The organism is Pseudomonas sp. RC3H12 (assembly GCF_018596375.1).
In the GTDB taxonomy this organism is placed as follows: domain Bacteria; phylum Pseudomonadota; class Gammaproteobacteria; order Pseudomonadales; family Pseudomonadaceae; genus Aquipseudomonas.
In genome coordinates this window covers 995,165-1,012,641 of record NZ_CP075595.1, presented here as the reverse complement: position 1 = coordinate 1,012,641, position 17,477 = coordinate 995,165, and the positions used below count along the sequence as shown (strand labels likewise).

The 17,477-nt window shown below is 66.9% G+C and carries 14 protein-coding genes and 1 pseudogene; 7 read left to right on the top strand and 8 right to left on the bottom strand.

Annotated features, from left to right (window positions below; all coding sequences use genetic code 11):
- Positions 1–72 precede the first annotated feature (72 nt).
- From KHO27_RS26495 to KHO27_RS04655, 4 genes and pseudogenes are all read right to left on the bottom strand, one after another.
- Positions 73–193 (bottom strand): annotated as a pseudogene (locus tag KHO27_RS26495) (type II toxin-antitoxin system MqsA family antitoxin); the annotation flags it as partial.
- Positions 194–1,519, bottom strand: a complete 1,326-nt coding sequence (locus tag KHO27_RS04665; protein ID WP_110699053.1) for an MFS transporter — start codon at positions 1,517–1,519, stop codon at positions 194–196.
- Positions 1,520–1,588: 69 nt separating this feature from the next.
- Positions 1,589–2,074 carry a response regulator gene (locus KHO27_RS04660; RefSeq protein ID WP_046856445.1) on the bottom strand — a complete coding sequence of 162 codons (486 nt, stop codon included), beginning with the start codon at positions 2,072–2,074 and terminating at the stop codon, positions 1,589–1,591.
- Positions 2,075–2,245: 171 nt separating this feature from the next.
- Entirely contained in the window at positions 2,246–2,785 is a 540-nt protein-coding gene (locus KHO27_RS04655; RefSeq protein WP_110699055.1) for a sigma-70 family RNA polymerase sigma factor, read from the bottom strand.
- A 154-nt stretch (positions 2,786–2,939) separates the two neighbouring features.
- On the opposite strand from KHO27_RS04655, the gene KHO27_RS04650 reads away from it, so the two are divergent.
- Genes KHO27_RS04650 through KHO27_RS04640 form a run of 3 tightly spaced genes read left to right on the top strand, consistent with a single transcriptional unit; the run spans position 2,940 to position 7,488 of the window.
- Positions 2,940–4,118, top strand: coding sequence for an efflux RND transporter periplasmic adaptor subunit (locus tag KHO27_RS04650; RefSeq protein ID WP_110699056.1), 1,179 nt, complete (start codon positions 2,940–2,942; stop codon positions 4,116–4,118).
- 1 nt (position 4,119) lies between these two features.
- Positions 4,120–6,078, top strand: a complete 1,959-nt coding sequence (locus KHO27_RS04645; RefSeq protein WP_111532742.1) for a MacB family efflux pump subunit — start codon at positions 4,120–4,122, stop codon at positions 6,076–6,078.
- A gap of 3 nt (positions 6,079–6,081) precedes the next feature.
- Positions 6,082–7,488 carry an efflux transporter outer membrane subunit gene (locus KHO27_RS04640; RefSeq protein ID WP_111532741.1) on the top strand — a complete coding sequence of 469 codons (1,407 nt, stop codon included), beginning with the start codon at positions 6,082–6,084 and terminating at the stop codon, positions 7,486–7,488.
- Positions 7,489–7,548: 60 nt separating this feature from the next.
- On the opposite strand, the gene pvdP is transcribed toward KHO27_RS04640, so the two are convergent.
- Positions 7,549–9,171, bottom strand: a complete 1,623-nt coding sequence (gene pvdP, locus KHO27_RS04635) for a pyoverdine maturation tyrosinase PvdP (protein ID WP_110699062.1) — start codon at positions 9,169–9,171, stop codon at positions 7,549–7,551.
- Between the two features lie 147 nt (positions 9,172–9,318).
- On the opposite strand from pvdP, the gene KHO27_RS04630 reads away from it, so the two are divergent.
- Complete coding sequence (locus KHO27_RS04630; RefSeq protein WP_110699064.1) at positions 9,319–10,251, top strand: siderophore-interacting protein; 933 nt, start codon at positions 9,319–9,321, stop codon at positions 10,249–10,251.
- A 70-nt stretch (positions 10,252–10,321) separates the two neighbouring features.
- On the opposite strand, the gene KHO27_RS04625 is transcribed toward KHO27_RS04630, so the two are convergent.
- The 3 genes from KHO27_RS04625 to KHO27_RS04615 all read right to left on the bottom strand — a co-directional run bounded on the left by KHO27_RS04625 (position 10,322) and on the right by KHO27_RS04615 (position 13,937).
- Positions 10,322–11,722 carry an aspartate aminotransferase family protein gene (locus KHO27_RS04625; RefSeq protein ID WP_110699066.1) on the bottom strand — a complete coding sequence of 467 codons (1,401 nt, stop codon included), beginning with the start codon at positions 11,720–11,722 and terminating at the stop codon, positions 10,322–10,324.
- Positions 11,723–11,934: 212 nt separating this feature from the next.
- A complete protein-coding gene (locus KHO27_RS04620; RefSeq protein ID WP_110699068.1) occupies positions 11,935–13,257 on the bottom strand; it encodes an ATP-binding protein in 1,323 nt (440 codons plus the stop codon).
- Positions 13,254–13,937, bottom strand: coding sequence for a response regulator (locus KHO27_RS04615; protein WP_214501282.1), 684 nt, complete (start codon positions 13,935–13,937; stop codon positions 13,254–13,256). The genes KHO27_RS04620 and KHO27_RS04615 overlap by 4 nt, the downstream gene beginning before the upstream one ends.
- Positions 13,938–14,135: 198 nt before the next feature.
- On the opposite strand from KHO27_RS04615, the gene dsbD reads away from it, so the two are divergent.
- The 3 genes from dsbD to dsbG are packed head-to-tail and all read left to right on the top strand — an operon-like array spanning position 14,136 to position 17,444.
- The gene (gene dsbD, locus KHO27_RS04610; protein WP_214501281.1) at positions 14,136–15,854 is read left to right on the top strand and encodes a protein-disulfide reductase DsbD; all 1,719 of its coding nucleotides are present in this window, start codon (positions 14,136–14,138) and stop codon (positions 15,852–15,854) included.
- Positions 15,854–16,684, top strand: a complete 831-nt coding sequence (locus tag KHO27_RS04605) for a TlpA family protein disulfide reductase (RefSeq protein ID WP_214501280.1) — start codon at positions 15,854–15,856, stop codon at positions 16,682–16,684. Before dsbD ends, KHO27_RS04605 begins: the two co-directional genes overlap by 1 nt.
- A gap of 1 nt (position 16,685) precedes the next feature.
- Entirely contained in the window at positions 16,686–17,444 is a 759-nt protein-coding gene (gene dsbG / locus KHO27_RS04600; RefSeq protein WP_110699076.1) for a thiol:disulfide interchange protein DsbG, read from the top strand.
- Positions 17,445–17,477 lie beyond the last annotated feature (33 nt).

The following is a 17,477-nucleotide window of genomic DNA, read 5'->3' as shown; positions in this document are numbered from 1 at the left end:
TGTAGGGGAGCAGAGTTGCGGACATTCAAAAACCCGCCCCTGCCTGTAGGACCTGTTGACTGCCAGGCCGTATCAGTCAGTCCTGACTTCCTCGAACAATTCCGGATGACAGTCAAGGCGCTTGAAACAACTTGATCAGCGCGACCGATGGTTGAGCCTTGCCGTTCTCGTAGCGGGAAAAGGCATTGCCACCTCATTTGTCACCGCACATGAGCGGCATCGACTCGGCAACAAACCCCAACGGCTCACGACGCCCGAAATAGAGCGCCGTCAGCAACCCGACCATGCCCATGACCAGACAAAAGCCGACACACACCCACGGACTCCAGGGCATCAGGGCGATCAGCGCCAGCGGCGTGGTACTGGCCCACAGGGCGTAGGCGACGTTGTAGGTGAAGGAGATGCCCGACACGCGGATATCCGCCGGGAACAGCCCGACCATCACCGATGGCACTACCCCCACCACGCCACAGCACAATCCGGCCAGGGCATAGGCCAGCCAAGTCATGCCCCACTGCCCCACCAGACTGGCGTACAGCGCGCCGATACCCAGCGGCAGCAACAGGCTGTAGATCATCAATGCCCGCCACGCACCCATACGGTCGACCAACAGCCCGGCCAGCACACACCCGATATTGAGGAAGACGATGCCCACACTGCTCAGAGCAAAGGTATGCCCGGCGGTCATGGCGAAGCGCTGCTGCATCACGGTCGGGGTGATCACCACCAGCACCACCACCGCCGAGGTCAGCACGCACGTAAGCAGCGCCGCCGGAATCAACGCCCGACGGTGTCGGCTCAGCACTCTACGCAACGGGAATGCTACAGGTTGCTCCCGCTGCTCGCGCAACGCCAGGAATACCGGCGTTTCACTCAACCAGCGGCGCAACCAGACACCGATCACGCCGAACACTCCGCCCAGCAGGAAGGGATAGCGCCAGGCGTAGTCGAGAATTTCCTGGGGCGTGAACAGCTGCGCCAGCAAGGTCGCGGTCAGCGCCCCGAGCAGATAACCAAAGGTCAACCCAGCCTGCAGGAAGCCCAGCGCATACCCGCGTCGCCCGGGTGGCGCGTGCTCGGCAACGAACGTCCAGGCACTGGGCACCTCGCCGCCCACCGCCGCCCCTTGCAGGATGCGCAGCGCCAGCAGGATCAGCGGCGCGGCGTAGCCGATGTCAGCGTAGGTCGGCATCACCCCAATCAACAGGCACGGCAGCGCCATCATCAGGATGCTCAGGCTGAACACCCGCTTGCGGCCCAAGTGATCGGCGAAATGGGCCATCAGGATGCCGCCCAGCGGCCTGGCCAAGTAACCGGTGACGAAGATCCCGAAGCTCTGCAGCAGGCGCAACCACTCCGGCATCTCGGGCGGAAAGAACAGCTGGCTGAGCGTCAGGGCAAAGAACACGAAGATGATGAAATCGTAGATTTCCAGGGCACCACCCAGCGCGGCCAGACCCAGGGTCCGGTGGTCGCCACGGCTGAACCGTGGCGGGCGGGTGATATCGAGCGCAGTCATGGCAGCTTCCGCAACGTGGCAAAAGGCCAAGAGAATAGCAAAAGCCTTGAGCCTGTGACCGTCCGTGCTTCAGGAGTTGCGGCAGAATACCGTCTGCGCGAGGTTGGTGCGCCGCCGGGAATAGTTCGAGGCCCCGGCCAGCCCTGGTGGCAGGGGCAACTGCCCGACCAGCACCGGCAGGTCGATGATCGCCATGAACGACTCCAGCGCCTCGCTGTCGGGTGCATGGGGCAGGCTGATGCTGACAGCATGCCGGTCACTCGGCGGCACCGCCGGCACCTTCAGGTGCGGCGAGTGGTACAGCAGCGCGTGCTGGATCTGCGAACTGACCCGGCAGAAGCGCGCCAGGTCGACCCCCGCATGGCTGGCCAGCTCAATGTTGCCCACCAGCAGGTTGAACGGTTGCAAGGCACTGTGCACCAGACGCTGCAGGTCGTCGAAACTCTCCACCGGAGCGATCCGGTAATAACCCAGGCCATTGAGCATCCTCTCCAGTTGCAGGCGCTGGGCGGGATGCTCGTCGGCGATGAGGATGCGCATGGATTTGTTAGGCATCGTCCGGACCTGGGCAGTTAGGTGATGACAGTGGCTCCGTGACCATACTGCGCCGGGAACGGCAACGTCAGGCAGCGCGCCTGGACGGGGGGTCTTTATTGATAGTTGTCGTGAACCCGGGAGAAATCAAGTGACCGGCTCACGGAATTTTCACATCCGCCGGCATCCCGCTCAGGACTCCCACTGGCGCATGCGCATGCGGCAGTGCTTCATGGCATTGACGATGTGCTTTTCCACCACGCTGCGGGAAATATCCAGGCGCTCGGCGATCTGCTGGTGTGACAAGCCCTCGAGCTTGCGCAGCAGGAAACTGTCACGGCAAGGCGCGCTCAACTCGCCCAAGGCCTGCTGCATCAGCGCCAGACGCTGGTCGAGCTGCATGCTGTGCATCGGGGCGGGGCTGTGCCAGCGTTCGTCGCTGTCGAGCACCTCGAGCGGCTCGGCCTGACGCACCTGGTGGCGCCGATGATGATCGACCACCAGGTTCATCGCCGTGCGATAAAGAAACGCGCGCGGGTGTTCGATCCGCTCGCCTTCCGTGCGCTCCAGCACGCGGATGTAGGCATCATGGGCGACGTCTTCGGCCGTCTGGCGATTACCAAGCCGGGCGGACAGGAAGCTCACCAACTCGCGATAATAATGTTCCACGACGGCACCTGTCGTCTCCCTGCTCGAGCGCTGGTAGGCAGGCGCTGCGGGTCTGGATAATATCAGTGTGCGATCTTACAAATTATAATTATTCGCAGCAACACGCAGGCCACCCCTGGCCGCCGTTAAATCGTCATCAGCTATATTCGTTTAACTGGGACCCCCGAGCGCGTGCAGCGTCGCAGCACTCGGTCACTACCCTCGGCTGGAAGCCCGCATGACACGCACATCCAACACCCGCCGCCGAGTGCTGTTCGGCGCCCTGGGCCTGGCCGGCCTCGGCAGCCTGGTAGCCTGGCAGGTCCTGCCGCTCGGTGGCGCACCGGTCAGCACCGTACCGGTACTGCGCGCCGATATCGAAAGCAGCGTCACCGCGCTGGGCACCCTGCAACCGCGCCGTTACGTCGACGTCGGCGCCCAGGCCTCGGGGCAGATTCGCAAGTTGCATGTGGAGGCCGGTGACGAAGTGCGCCAGGGCCAGTTACTGGTGGAGATCGACCCGTCCACGCAACAGGCCAAGCTTGATGCCGGACGTTACTCGATCGAGAACCTCAAGGCCCAGCTGGCCGAACAGCGTGCGCAATATCAGCTTGCCCAGCAGCAGTACCAGCGTCAGCAGGGCCTGGCCGCCGCCGGCGCCACCCGCCAGGAAGACCTGCAGACGGCGCAGGCGCAACTGAAAGTGACCCAGGCCCGCATCGACATGTACCTGGCGCAGATCCGCCAGGCCCAGGCCAGCCTGCGCAGCGACGAGGCAGAACTGGGCTACACGCGCATCTACGCGCCCATGAGCGGCACCGTGGTGGCGGTGGATGCCCGCGAAGGCCAGACCCTCAATGCCCAGCAGCAGACCCCGCTGATCCTGCGGATCGCCAAGCTCTCGCCGATGACCGTCTGGGCCCAGGTGTCCGAAGCCGACATCGGCAAGGTCAAGCCGGGCATGACCGCCTACTTCAACACCCTGGCCGGCGGCAAGCGCCGCTGGACCAGCACCGTGCGCCAGATCCTGCCGGTACCGCCCAAGCCGCTGGACCAGACCAGCCAGGGCGGTGGCAGCCCGGCCAGCGCGACTGCCGGCACCACCGGCAGCAAGGTGGTGCAGTACACCGTGCTGCTGGACGTGGACAACCCCGACGGCGCCCTGATGGCAGAGATGACCACCCAGGTGTTCTTCGTCGCCGGACAAGCCAGCCAGGTGCTCAGCGTGCCCCTGGCCGCGCTGGACGACACCCCCGTTGACGGCCTGCGCCAGGCCCAGGTGCTGAACAGCAAGGGCCAGATCGAGGCCCGCCAGGTGCGCACCGGCTTGAGCGACCGCCTGCGGGTGCAGATTCTCGAAGGCCTGAACGAAGGCGAGCGCCTGGTCATCGGCCTGCCTGCCGCCAGTGGGGGTTGAGATGGCCACGCCCCTGATCGAGCTGTGCGACATCCGCAAGGTCTACGGCGGTGTCGATTCGCCCAGGGTCGAGGTGTTGCGCGGCATCAGCCTGAGCATCCACCCCGGCGAGTTCGTCGCCATCGTCGGCGCCTCGGGCTCCGGTAAATCGACCTTGATGAACATCCTCGGCTGCCTCGACCGTCCCACCTCGGGCAGCTACCGCTTCGCAGGCCGGGACGTGGCCGAACTGGACAGCGACGAGCTGGCCTGGCTGCGTCGCGAAGCCTTCGGCTTTGTGTTCCAGGGCTATCACCTGATCCCTTCGGGCTCGGCCCAGGAGAACGTCGAAATGCCGGCCATCTACGCCGGCACCCCGCCCGCCGAGCGCCATGCCCGCGCCCACGCCCTGCTCGAGCGCCTGGGCCTGGCCAGCCGTACCGGCAACCGCCCGCACCAGTTGTCCGGCGGCCAGCAACAACGGGTATCGATCGCCCGCGCGCTGATGAATGGCGGGCACATCATCCTCGCCGACGAGCCCACCGGCGCCCTCGACAGCCACAGCGGCGCCGAGGTGATGGCCCTGCTCGACGAACTGGCCAGCCAGGGCCATGTGATCATCCTCATCACCCACGACCGCGAAGTCGCGGCCCGCGCCCAGCGGATCATCGAAGTGCGCGACGGCGAAGTGGTCAGCGACTCGCCCAGCCAGCCGTCGGCCGACATCCCCCGGCAGTTGCAGGCCGACGACCTGCGCCAGCGCCTGGACCGCGGCGCCACCCAGCGCGGCGCCTGGAAAGGCGAGCTGGTCGAGTCCCTGCAGGCTGCCTGGCGGGTGATGTGGATCAATCGCTTCCGTACCGCGCTGACCCTGCTCGGCATCATCATCGGGGTCGCCTCGGTGGTGGTCATGCTCGCGGTCGGCGAAGGCAGCAAGCGCCAGGTCATGGCACAGATGGCGGCATTCGGCTCGAACATCCTCTACCTTAACGGCAAGCACTCTTCCGAGGAACTGATGGGCATCGTCACCCTCGACGATGTCAACGCTGTCGGCGAACTGCCCCAGGTCAAACGGGTCATGCCGGTGATCGGCGACAAGCTCATGGTGCGCCACGGCAACAAGGGCGAGCAGTTCTACGTTGGCGGCAACAACACCTGGTTCCCCGAGATCTTCAACTGGCCCGTGGTCGAGGGCAGCTTCTACAGCGAGGCCGACGAAGCCAACGGCGCCGCCGTGGCGGTGATCGGGCAGAAGGTGCGTGACAAGATGTTCGGCCCGGGCAGCAATCCGCTCGGGCAGTACCTGCTGATCGGCAACGTGCCGTTCCAGGTGATCGGTGTGCTCCAGGGCAAAGGCGCCAGCTCTGGCAGCGAGGACAGCGACGAGCGCGTGGTGGTGCCCTACTCCGCCGCCTCCATCCGCCTGTTCGGCAGCCGCGACCCGGAATACGTCACCATCGCCGCCCTGGACTCCAGCCGGGTGAAGGAGACCGAGCAGGCGATCGAGCGCCTGATGCTGCAGCGTCACCAGGGCAAGCATGACTTCGTCCTGACCAACGACGCCGCATTGATCCAGGCCGAGGCCCGCACGCAGAACAGCCTGTCGCTGATGCTCGGTGCGATTGCCGCGATCTCCCTGCTGGTCGGCGGCATCGGCGTGATGAACATCATGCTCATGACCGTGCGCGAACGCACCCGCGAGATCGGCATCCGCATGGCCACCGGCGCGCGCCAGCGCGACATCCTGCGCCAGTTCCTCACCGAGGCGGTGATGCTGTCGATGGTCGGCGGCGTGACCGGCATCGCCCTGGCCCTGGCCATCGGCGGCAGCCTGTTGCTGGCCGACATCGCCGTGGCCTTCGCCCTGCCCGCCATCCTCGGCGCCTTTGCCTGCGCCGTGATCACCGGCGTGGTGTTCGGTTTCATGCCGGCCCGCAAGGCCGCCCGCCTCGACCCGGTCAAGGCCCTTACCAGCGAATAACCCATGACGATCCCCTGCCGTATCAGCTTGCTGGCCCTGAGCCTTGGCCTGGCCGCCTGCAGCACCCCACCGCCGCCTGCGGCGAACATCGACGCCCCGCCGGCCTGGCAAGGGCCGACCAGCGCCAAGCAGGCCCTGCCGGACAACCAGTGGTGGCGCGCCTTTGCCAGCCTGGAACTGGACCAGTTGATCGAGCGCGCGCGCTCGAACAGCCACGACCTGGCGGCAGCCGCGGCGCGGGTGCGCAAGGCCCAGGCCATCGCAGTGATCGCCGGGGCGCCATTACTCCCAGAAGTACAGCTCGGCCTGGATGGCAGCCGGCAGCGCCTGTTGCGCGGTGAAGGCAACAGCCAGCTCGACGCCAGCAGCAGCGAGCGCACCAGCACCTCATTCGGCACCCGCCTGAGCGCCAGCTACGAGATCGATTTCTGGGGCGGCCTGCGCGCCACCCGCGACAGCGCGCTGCGCAGCCTGGATGCCAGCCGTTTCGATCGCCAGACAGTCGAGCTGACCCTGGTCAGCGCCGTGGCCGACAGCTACCTGCAAGGCCTGGCACTCGACGAGCAACTGCGCATCGCCCGGCTCAACCTGGACAATGCCCGCGACGTGCTGGGCCTGGTCGAAGCCCGCGAACGTTCAGGCTCGGCCACCCGCCTGGAACTGGCCCAGCAGCGCAGCCTGGTCGCTGCCCAGGAACGCCAGCTACCGTTGCTCGAACAGCGTCGCCAGGACAACCGCATCGTCCTCGCCACCCTGCTGGGCGACCCGGTGCAGGCCCTGCCCGACAATCGCGAAATGATCAGCAACGTACAGTGGCCCAGCATCGGCAGCGGCGTGCCCAGCGAACTGCTCGGCCGGCGGCCGGACATCGCCGCCGCCGAGGCGCGCCTGGCGGCGGCCAGCGCCAACATCCAGGTGGCCCGGGCGGCCATGCTGCCTCGCCTGATACTCGGCGCGAACCTGGGCAGCGGTGCGCGCACCCTGCCCAATGTCTTCGACAGCCCCTACTACACCCTGACTGCCGGCCTCGCCGCGCCGATCTTCAACAACGGCCGACTCAGCGCCGCACGGGACCAGGCCAGCGCCGAACAGGAGGAATTGCTGGAGCTGTACCGCGGCAGCATCCTGGCGGGCTTCGCGGACGTGGAGAAAGCCTTGAACGCCATCGCCGGTGTTGAACGCCAGCGCCGCTGGCAGGACCAGGAGGTGGAGCAGGCGCGCATCGCCTTCGACTTGGCCCAGCAACGTTACGCCGCTGGCGCCGAAACCCTGCTGACGGTGCTCGAGACCCAGCGCACGCTGTATCTGGCCCAGGACCAGCAGGCGCAGCTGCGCCTGGAGCAGTTGCAAGGCAGCGTGGCGCTGTACAAGGCATTGGGTGGGGGCTGGCAGACGCCGGTCAAGCTGTAGGGCACGCGACAAGTCCCTGCAGGCGCGGATTTGCCCGCGCCTGCAGGGGCATGGGGTGTATCAGGGCACGATGTTCTTCAGTGACAGGTGGCGGGCGTACCAGGGGCGTTGAGGTACCTTGCGCAGCAGGCTATCCAGCTTTTCTTCGTCACCGAAAGTGATACGCAGGGCCAGCTTCATGGTCTCCACGTCCATCTCCACCGACTTGCCCAGGCGCATGCCTGGCTGCGTGCTGCAGCCATGGGTGTCCGGACCCAGCCACGGGTCGCCGGCTTCGACCCACCGGCCTGGGGCGAACCAGGGCACGCCATTGACCTCCAGGCGCCGTACCTGGCCGGGGTGATAGCGTTCATGGGCACGGAACCAGTCATCGATACGGTCATCGATCCAGCCATGGAACCCCCAGAACACCGGGTGCACATGGGATGAGAACGGATCACCGAGGAAGTCGTTCTCGGGCTCGAACCAGCGCGCGGCGAAATCCGCCTGGTCACGGGCGAACGGCACCGGCGCGCCATTGTTCGGATCACGCGGCACCGACGCCCAGCACATGTGCAGCCAGTCGTGCAGGTTCATCTCCAGTTCCGAACCGAAGGCCCCAAGGGTCAGTTTCGACAGGTACAACGGGTCCTGGTACTGCGACTCCCACACCTGGAAGTTGCTGCAATAGGTTTCGCCGGCCTTGATCGCCCCGACCCACTGGCCATAGGCCTCGTCGCCCGGCGCCTGCCAGGTCGGCGGTACGCAGTAGCCATCGTGGTTGTCGAAATAGCGGGCAAAGCCTACGCGGTCGAACTCGACGCTCGGCTGTGGCAGCGGGAAGCGCTGCCAGGAAGGCAGGTCCTGCAGGGTGCGCGCATACATCAGCATGTGCCGGTGCATGAACAGGAAATCGATACCCGAGCCATTGCGGTGCTTGCGCGGGCCACGGGCATCACGCTCGCGGCCCCTAGGCCCCGGCTGCCAGCCAAGGCCACGCAGGGCGTCCTGCTTTTTCTCCGGCAGCTTGTGCCACTTGTCGCGGGTGGCGTGCCAGAGCTGGTGGAACAGACGATGCTCAGCGCCGACCACCCATGCCAGCATCTCGGGGGTGTAAGGCAGGCGCTCACGGGCCTCGGGGAACAACCGCTTGACTGCGACGAAGCGGCTGTCGGGCACCGGCAGGGTCAGCGGCCGGTCCAGACGCTGCACACGGCCGGTCAGCGTACCGCTGCCGGCATTGGCGAACTCGGCCCAGACTTCGTCCAGACTGGCCACGCACTCATAGCCCGGCCCGCCATGCTGGTTGACCAGGCGCCAGCGCACCTGCGCGCTGCTGGCGCCGACCAGGTCGCCCAGCACCCGGTAGGCCGGCTCGCCAGCTCCACGCAAGCGCTCGCCGATATCGACAAAACCGCGCAGGCCGCGCCCCTTGGTGGCGACATCGAGGAACATCTCGACACCTTGCTGGGGCAGCCCATCCAGGCCGCGTTCGGCACCCTCGAAGCGGATTTCCCAGACGCCGCGCAGTTGGTCCGCGAGCATCTGGCCTGCGTAGTCGGCCAGCTCGACGCTGGCTTCCCCAGGCGTGACGATGTCGTCCTCGGGGTCATGGGTCAGTTGCTTGTGCGCGTAATAGGCCGCCGTGCCTGTGGCGCCCGCCACAGCCAGGCCGGCGATGAATCCTCGTCGGGAAATTGTCATTGCGCCTCAATCCGTCTTCGCGTGCCGCGACTGCTATCCAAGCTAGAACGTAGGCGGGCCAGGGAAATTTAGGCACGGCACACCCCGGCTAATTAACCGCGCAGTGCGCTCGTCTGATGGGTATCTCCCGCTGACAGAGGCATGCCCATGACCTCCCCGCTTGCCCGCCTGGCACCTGCTGCCCAGGCCACGCCCTACCGGCTCTTCGACCTCGACCTCAAGACCATCGAAACCCTGAGCCCCTCACTGACGCGCTTCGTCTTCACCGGCGAGGACGTCGCGCAGATGACCACCCTGGCCCCCGACCAGCGTGTGAAGTTGCTGTTTCCGACGCCAGCCGGCGCGCCACCCAACCTGCCCAAGCACGCGCAATGGCAGCAGGCGCGGCGCGAACTGCCGGCGCAAGACATGCCGCCCATGCGCACCTACACCATCCGCGCCCTGCGCCGCGAGGCGCTGGAGGTGGATGTGGACTTTGTCCTGCACGGCGTCAATGGCCCCGCCTCGGCCTGGGCCACCCATGCCCGCATCGGCGACCGCCTGCAGATGGTCGCCCCCAACCTGGCATATGCCGACGACCCCGGCGGCTATGAATGGAAACCGCCACGCAGCGCCCGGCGCATTCTGCTGGTCGGCGACGAAACCGCCCTGCCGGCGATTGCCGGCATCCTCGAACAGCTGGCCGCGACCGCGCCGGAGCTGCCAGTCGAAGCGTTCATCGAAGTGCCGTTGGAAGCCGACTGTCTCGACCTGCGCCAGAGCCCGGCCACCCGCCTGCACTGGCTGCCACGCGATCTGCTGCGCAGTGAGCACGGCCAAGGCATGCAGCACGCCGTGCGCGAGCTGGCCAGCCTGCCGGCGCCGCGTGGCGCTTCGACGGTCGAGCTGGAAGACGTGGATATCGACGAAAGCATCCTGTGGGAACAGGCCTGCGGCGAACACGGCGACTTCCATGCCTGGATCGCCGGGGAATCGGGGACTGTCATGGATATCCGCCGCTACCTGATCAAGGAGCGCGGACTGCCGCGAGAAAGCCTGACCCTGATGGGCTACTGGCGCGCCGGGCGCGTGTTCGACTGAGGCACAGGCAGGGGCGCCTTGCGCCCCATCGCCGGCAATGGACGAAGGGGCTGAACGCAGCCCCGGAACATCAACCGGCCTTGACCGCCGCCGCGACGGCTTCGGCAAATCTTGCCGCCACTTCATCGATCTGCTCGGCACTGATGATCAACGGCGGCAGGAAGCGCACCACAGCACCATGGCGGCCGCCCAGCTCGAGGATCAGGCCGCGGCGCAGGCACTCGCGCTGCACCCTCGGCGCCAGGCTGCGGCATGCTGGCGGATGCCCCTGCGCGTCGCGCTTGCCTGCCGGGTCCACCAGCTCCACGCCCAGCATCAGGCCACGGCCACGAATGTCGCCGAGCTGCGGATAGTCCTGCTGCAACCGGTGCAGGTGCCCGCGCAGGCGCTGGCCCATGGCCTCGGCGTGCTCGCACAGGCGGTGCTCGACCAGGTACTTCATCACCGCAGAGCCCGCCGCCATCGCCATCTGATTGCCACGGAAGGTGCCGGCATGGGCGCCCGGCGACCATTGGTCGAGCCAGTCGCGGTAGACCATCACCGCCAGCGGCAGGCTGCCGCCAATGGCCTTGGACAGGGTGACCACGTCAGGCACGATGCCGGCGTGCTCGAAGGCGAACATCTTGCCGGTGCGGGCGAAGCCGCTCTGGATCTCGTCGACGATCAGCGCCACCCCGGCCTGCTCGGTGATTCGGCGCAGCCCGCGCAACCACTCGATATCGGCAGGAATCACACCGCCCTCGCCCTGCACCACCTCGACGATCACCGCCGCCGGCAGCGCCACCCCGGCTTCGGGGTCGTTCAGCAGGTTTTCCAGGTAGTGCAGGTTGGCGCGCACGCCCGCCTCGCCACCCAGGCCGAACGGGCAGCGGTAGTCATAGGGGTAAGGCAGGAACTGCACGCCATTGTTCAGCAGCGCGCCAAGTGGCTTTTTCGGCCCCAGGCTGCCCATCAGGCTCAGGGCGCCCTGGGTCATGCCATGGTAGGCGCCCTGGAACGCCAGCACGGTGCTGCGCCCGGTCACGGTACGCACCAGCTTGAGCGCGGCCTCCACCGCATCGGTGCCGGTCGGGCCGCAGAACTGGATCTTGGCTTCGCCGCGCAGGCCCTCGGGCAACAGACCGAACAAGTCCTGGACGAACTGGTCCTTGACCGGCGTGGTCAGGTCCAGGGTATGCAGTGGCAGCTCGTCAGCCAGCACGCGCTGGATGGCGTCGATCACCACCGGATGGTTGTGACCCAGGGCCAGCGTGCCGGCACCGGCCAGGCAGTCGATGAACTGGCGGCCCTCGACGTCCTCGACGTACAGGCCACGGGCGCGCTTGAGCGCCAGCGGGATGCGCCGCGGGTAGCTGCGGGCGTTGGACTCCTGCTGTTGCTGGCGCAGCAGCAGGGGTGAGTCCTCGAATTCGTACAGCGGGCGCGGCGCGGTGGCCGGCAGCACCTGGGCAAGGCTGGAAGCGGTCGACATCGGAAAATCCCTCGCAAGCAAGCGAATGTGCCCGCCACGCGCCCTGTAACCGGATGTGTGTCGGGTTCTTATCGCTTGAAAAACGCTTCAGCGAGGTGCGGATTTAGCGGTTGCCGTCGGATTTGTTGAGGATCTGGGGCCTCTGTCGCGGGGCAAGCCCGCTCCCACGCCATATTGCGTGAGAGCGGGCTTGCCCCGCGATAGGTATGAACTCAACTCCCCGAGCGTGCCGGCACCTGCAGGCGCACCCGCAAGCCATCGGCCTGGCTGTCGAAACGCAGGCTGCCGGCACAGCGCTGGACGATGGCCTGGACGATCGCCAGCCCCAGGCCGCAACCGCCGCTCTGGCCGTTGCGCCAGAAGCGCTCGGTCAGGTGTTCGAGATCGCCCTGCGCGATGCCTGGCCCATGGTCGCGGACGAGGAAATCCACCTGGCCGTCCTGCGCCTGCACATCCAGCTCCACGGCGGCATCGCCGCCATGGCGCAGGGCGTTATCCAGCAGGTTGCGCAGCGCCGCCACCGCCAGCGGTGCCGGCATGCTCAGGTAGACCTTGGCCGCCTCCTCGGGCAGATGCAGGTGAATGCGCCGGTTATCGCCACCGCCGGCATCCTCGATGGCCTGCCGGGCAACCTGGGCGGCACTGCACTGCACACCGTCATCGAACGACAGGCTACCCTCGACCCGCGCCAGCATCAGCAACTGCTCCAGCGTGCGGTGCATGCGGTCGGTACCCTGCTCGGCGTGCTCCAGGGCCTGTTCGCGCACCGCGCCGTCAGTCATGCGCGCCACCTGCAGGTGGGTCTTGATCGCGGTCAACGGGCTGCGCAGTTCGTGGGCGGCGTCGTCGGTCAGGCGGCGTTCACGCTCGAGGGTCTGGGCGATGCGCAGGAACAGCTGGTTCTGGGTATCGAGCAACGGTTGCAGCTCGCTGGGCAAACCGGCCACCTGCAAGGGTTCGACGCTGTCGGCGCGGCGCCTGCGCAAGGCATCGCGCATCCGATTGAGCGGTTCCAGGCCTTTGCCCAGGCCGATCCACAACAACCCCAGGCTGCCCAGCAGGGCCATCAGCACCGGTGCCGAGGCCGCCAGCAGGATTGACTGGTTCAGCGCCTCGCGCTCCTGGTGACGGTCGGCGGTGGTGATACGCACGTCGCCATGGTTGTAGGTGAAGGTACGCCATGAGGCGCCATCGATGGTCTGGTCACGGAACCCGCTGCGCTCGTCGTCCATGGCGCCATCGTGCTTGTGGTTGCTGGCGAGGATCTCGCCGCGCAACGAGCTGACCTGGCAAGCCATGCCATCCGGCACGCTGAACTGGTCGGCGGAAAAATGCGCGTCCTGGCCCTTGACGGTCAACGGCTGCGGCAACTGGTCGATCAGCCCCGCGACCATGCGTGCCGAGGCCACCAGCCGCTGGTCGAGGGAGAACATCATCTGCTGGCGCAGGTCACGCAGCATCCACGCTGCCGCCAGCACCCAGATGACGATGAACACGCTGCCGAGGATCAGCGACAGCCGTACCCGCAGGCTCATGATGCGGCCGCCTCCGGCGCCTGGGCCGGGCCCAGGCGGTAACCCAGGCCGCGCACGGTCTCGACGATGCTGTTGCCCAGCTTACGCCGCAGGTGGTGGATATGCACGTTCAGCGCATTGCTCTCGACTTCGTCGCCAAAGCCATAGACGCAGTCCTTGAGCTGCTCGCTGGAGAGCACGCGCCCCGGGTTCTGCAGCAACGCCTGGAGCAGCGCCTGCTCGCGCCGCGACAGGTCCAGTGGCCGGCCAGCCAGGGTCGCCTCGCAACTGCTGGGGTCGTAGCGCAGCGGACCATGCTCGATCACGTTCACCGCCCGCCCGGCCACCCGGCGCAGCAGGGTATGCAAGCGGGCGGCCAGTTCGCGCAAGTCGAAGGGTTTGAGCAGGTAGTCGTCGGCGCCGGCCTGCAGGCCATCGACCCGGTCGGTGACCGCGTCACGGGCGGTGAGCACCAGGACCGGCAGGATCTCGCCCTGCTGGCGCAGACGGCGCAGCAGTTTCAGGCCGTCTTCGTCGGGCAGGCCCAGGTCAAGGATCATCACGTCGAACTTGGCGGTCTGCAGCATCTGCCGTGCCTGCGAGGCGCTGGCCACCCGGTCCACGGTCAGGCCTTGGGCCGAGAGGCCGGCGCAGATGCCGCTGGCGATCAAGTCGTCGTCCTCGCAGAGCAGAACGTGCATGGGGGAGCTCCAGGGTAGGGAAGATGACATTGCACAGGTTCATCATTAAGAGGGGATTATGAACCGATTTGGCGACGTTCGTCGGGCTGATAGCATCGGGCTCTGCAACGCTAGCTGCCAGTCCTAGGACCAGCTTAACCTTCAGTTAATAACCCAAGGCCAGCATGGCCTCCTTCAAAGTTCTGCCAAGGCGTCGACATGCGTGTTCTCCTGCTTTTCCTGACATTCCTGCTCGCCGGCCCCCTACAGGCCAACCCGTTCGCGGTCAAACCGGACTTCCTGCCGGTGAACGAAGCCTTCGTGCTGACTCACGACCGCCTGGAAAACGGCCAGACGCGCCTGCATTTCCAAATCAAGGACGGCTACTACCTTTACCAGAAACGCCTGAAGTTCGACGGCCTGCCATCCGAGCAGCACCCGCCCCTGCCCCAGGCCGAAAACCACCACGACGAGTTCTTCGGTGACAGCGCGGTCTACCGCACCGAACTCGAGCTGCTGCTGCCGGCCAACGCCAGCGGTGAACTGCGCCTGGGCTGGCAAGGCTGCGCGGACGCAGGGCTATGCTATCCGCCGCAGACCACGCCGATCGCCCTTGGCGGGGCGGCTGCGGCAACACCGGCTGCCGACCAGGCCAGCGACCAGGCCCTTGCCGGCACCTTGCAGCAAGACAGCCTGGCCTGGAGCCTGCTGGCCTTCTTCGGCCTGGGCCTGCTACTGGCCTTCACCCCCTGCTCGCTGCCGATGCTGCCGATCCTCGCCGGGCTGGTCCTGGGCAATGGTGCCAGCGCCCGGCGCGGCTGGTGGCTGGCCGGCGTCTATGTGCTGAGCATGGCCCTGGTGTACGCCGCACTCGGCGTGATCGCCGCGCTGCTGGGCGCCAGCCTGCAGGCCTGGCTGCAACAACCCTGGCTGCTGGGCAGCCTGGCGGGCCTGTTCGTACTACTCGCCCTGCCCATGTTCGGCGCTTTCGAACTGCAACTGCCCGCCGCCCTGCGCGACCGCCTGGATCGCGCCGGGCAAGGCACCCGTGGCGGCAACCTGTATGGCGCGGCGCTGCTGGGCGCCCTGTCGGGCTTGCTGCTGGGCCCCTGCATGACCGCGCCACTGGCCGGCGCGCTGCTGTTCATCGCCCAGAGCGGCGACGTGCTGCAAGGGGCGCTGGTATTGTTTGCCCTCGGCCTGGGCATGGGCGTCCCGCTGTTGCTGCTGGTCACCCTGGGCAATCGCTACCTGCCACGCCCGGGCGCCTGGATGAACCTGGTCAAGGGCCTGTTCGGCTTCGTGTTCCTGGCCATGGCCCTGTACACCGTGCGCGGCCTGCTGGCGGAAGCGCTGGTACTGGCCCTGGCCGGCGCCTGGTTGATCGCCCTGGGCTGGGCCGCCTGGCCTGCCTTGCAGCGCCTGCCCGCCTTGCGTGCAATCCCCCTCTTGGGGGCGCTGTGGGGTGGCCTGTTGCTGGTGGGCGCCGCAGCCGGTGGCAATGATGTGTGGCAGCCTTTGCAGCCTTTTATCGGCAAGAGCACGGCCACGGCCCCCGCCAGCGGCCACGACGCCTTTGTCACCGTCAGCGCACCGGCCGAGCTGCAACGTGAACTCGATGCCGCCAAGGCACGTGGACAGTGGGTACTGGTGGACTACTACGCCGACTGGTGCGTGTCGTGCAAAGTCATGGAGAAACAGGTGTTCGCCCGTGCCGATGTCCAGACCAGTCTTGACGGCGTACACCTGCTGCGCCTGGATGTGACCGCCGACTCCCCGGCCAGCCGCGAGTTGCTGCAACGCTACCAGGTGCCGGGCCCGCCCAGCCTGATCTGGGTCGGCCCGGAGGGCGACGAGCGCCGCGCCCGCCGTATCACCGGTGAAATCGACGCCGCCGGATTACTCCAGCACTGGGCCCAGACCAGGAGCCAAGGCTGATGCTCACCATCACCCTCGGGCCGCTGACCATGGCCCTCAACCACCTGCTGCTGCTTGCCGCGCTGGGCATCGCCAGCCTGGTCGGCTGGCGGGTCGCCAGGCGCGGAGGCGAAAACCCGGAGTCGGCGCTGTTCAACCTGTTCCTGCTGGGCTTGCTGTTCGCCCGCCTGGGTTTCGTCCTCGCCTACTGGCCGATGTACCGTGACGACCTGCTGCAAATGATCGATATCCGCGACGGCGGCTTCCTGCTCTGGGGTGGGCTGCTGGGCATCGTGCTCGGCACCCTGTGGCAAGGCTGGCGCCGCCCGGGCCTGCGCCGCCCGCTGGGCTGGGCGCTGTTCAGCGGCGCCCTGTTCTGGGGGCTGGCCAGCCTGGCCAGCCATCTCTACAGCAAGGGCACCGAACTGCCCGACATGAGCCTGCGCGACAGCCGCGGCCAGGCGGTGGCCCTGCACGACTACCGCGGCCGCCCACTGGTCATCAACATCTGGGCTACCTGGTGCCCGCCCTGCCGCCGCGAGATGCCGGTGCTGCAACAGGCCGAGGACGACTACCCCCACGTGACCTTCCTGTTCGTCAACCAGGGGGAAACCCCCGAGAACGTCAGCACCTTCATGGCCACCACCGGCCTGACCCTCTCCAACGTGCTGTTCGACGGCACCGGCGAGCTGGCCCGCAAGGTCGGCTCCATGGCCCTGCCCACCACCCTGTTCTACAACGCCGAAGGGCGGCTGGTCGGCAGCCACCTGGGCGAACTGTCGCGCGCCAGCCTGCGCCACGCCCTGGAACCCTTCGAACGCGCCGATGCGCCCGCCCCACAAGGAAACTGACATGCGATTGAATGCGCTGCTGCCCCTGACCCTCGCCCTGCTCGCCACACCCACGCTGCAAGCCGAGGAACTGCCCAAGGCGATCCAGCAACTGCAGGCCAAGGGCGCCGTGATCAAGGGTAGTTTCGATGCCCCCGACGGCATGCGCGGCTATGCCGCCGAGTACCACAACAACGGTATTGCCCTGTACCTCACCCCCGACGGCAAGCACGTCTTGGTGGGCAGCCTGTTCGACGAGCAAGGCAAGGACCTCAGCGCCGAGCCGCTGGAAAAACTGGTGTACGCACCGATGAGCAAGGCCGTGTGGGCGAAGATGGAAAAGACCGCCTGGATCCAGGACGGCAAGGTCGACGCGCCGCGTACCGTCTACCTGTTCAGCGACCCCAACTGCCCCTACTGCAACATGTTCTGGCAACAGGCCCGGCCTTGGGTCGAATCGGGCAAGGTGCAGCTGCGCCACATCATGGTCGGCATCATCCGCGAGGACAGCCCGGGCAAGTCCGCTGCGCTGCTCGCGGCCAAGGACCCGGCCAAGACCTTGCACGAACACGAGAAGGCCGGCAAGGCCAGCACGCTCAAGGCGTTGGACAAGGTGCCGGAGGCGATACAGAAGAAGCTCGAGGCGAACCTGGCGTTGATGGAGGAACTGGGCCTGGCGGCAACCCCGGCGATCTTCTATCAGGACGAGCAGGGGCAATTGCAGAGCCAGCAAGGCGCGCCACGGCCGGAGATGCTCGGGAAGATCCTCGGCAAACGCTGAAAACCATCGCGGGGCAAGGCGCACCGCTGCTCC

Bases quoted from the DNA above. Each gene is read 5' to 3' on its own strand.
- KHO27_RS04620 (WP_110699068.1), bottom strand. From the start codon at position 13,257: ATGAGCCTGCGGGTACGGCTGTCGCTGATCCTCGGCAGCGTGTTCATC.
- KHO27_RS04640 (WP_111532741.1), top strand. From the start codon at position 6,082: ATGACGATCCCCTGCCGTATCAGCTTGCTGGCCCTGAGCCTTGGCCTG.
- pvdP (WP_110699062.1), bottom strand. From the start codon at position 9,171: ATGACAATTTCCCGACGAGGATTCATCGCCGGCCTGGCTGTGGCGGGC.
- KHO27_RS04630 (WP_110699064.1), top strand. From the start codon at position 9,319: ATGACCTCCCCGCTTGCCCGCCTGGCACCTGCTGCCCAGGCCACGCCC.
- KHO27_RS04665 (WP_110699053.1), bottom strand. From the start codon at position 1,519: ATGACTGCGCTCGATATCACCCGCCCGCCACGGTTCAGCCGTGGCGAC.
- dsbG (WP_110699076.1), top strand. From the start codon at position 16,686: ATGCGATTGAATGCGCTGCTGCCCCTGACCCTCGCCCTGCTCGCCACA.
- dsbD (WP_214501281.1), top strand. From the start codon at position 14,136: ATGCGTGTTCTCCTGCTTTTCCTGACATTCCTGCTCGCCGGCCCCCTA.
- KHO27_RS04605 (WP_214501280.1), top strand. From the start codon at position 15,854: ATGCTCACCATCACCCTCGGGCCGCTGACCATGGCCCTCAACCACCTG.
- KHO27_RS04615 (WP_214501282.1), bottom strand. From the start codon at position 13,937: ATGCACGTTCTGCTCTGCGAGGACGACGACTTGATCGCCAGCGGCATC.
- KHO27_RS04645 (WP_111532742.1), top strand. From the start codon at position 4,120: ATGGCCACGCCCCTGATCGAGCTGTGCGACATCCGCAAGGTCTACGGC.
- KHO27_RS04625 (WP_110699066.1), bottom strand. From the start codon at position 11,722: ATGTCGACCGCTTCCAGCCTTGCCCAGGTGCTGCCGGCCACCGCGCCG.
- KHO27_RS04650 (WP_110699056.1), top strand. From the start codon at position 2,940: ATGACACGCACATCCAACACCCGCCGCCGAGTGCTGTTCGGCGCCCTG.
- KHO27_RS04660 (WP_046856445.1), bottom strand. From the start codon at position 2,074: ATGCCTAACAAATCCATGCGCATCCTCATCGCCGACGAGCATCCCGCC.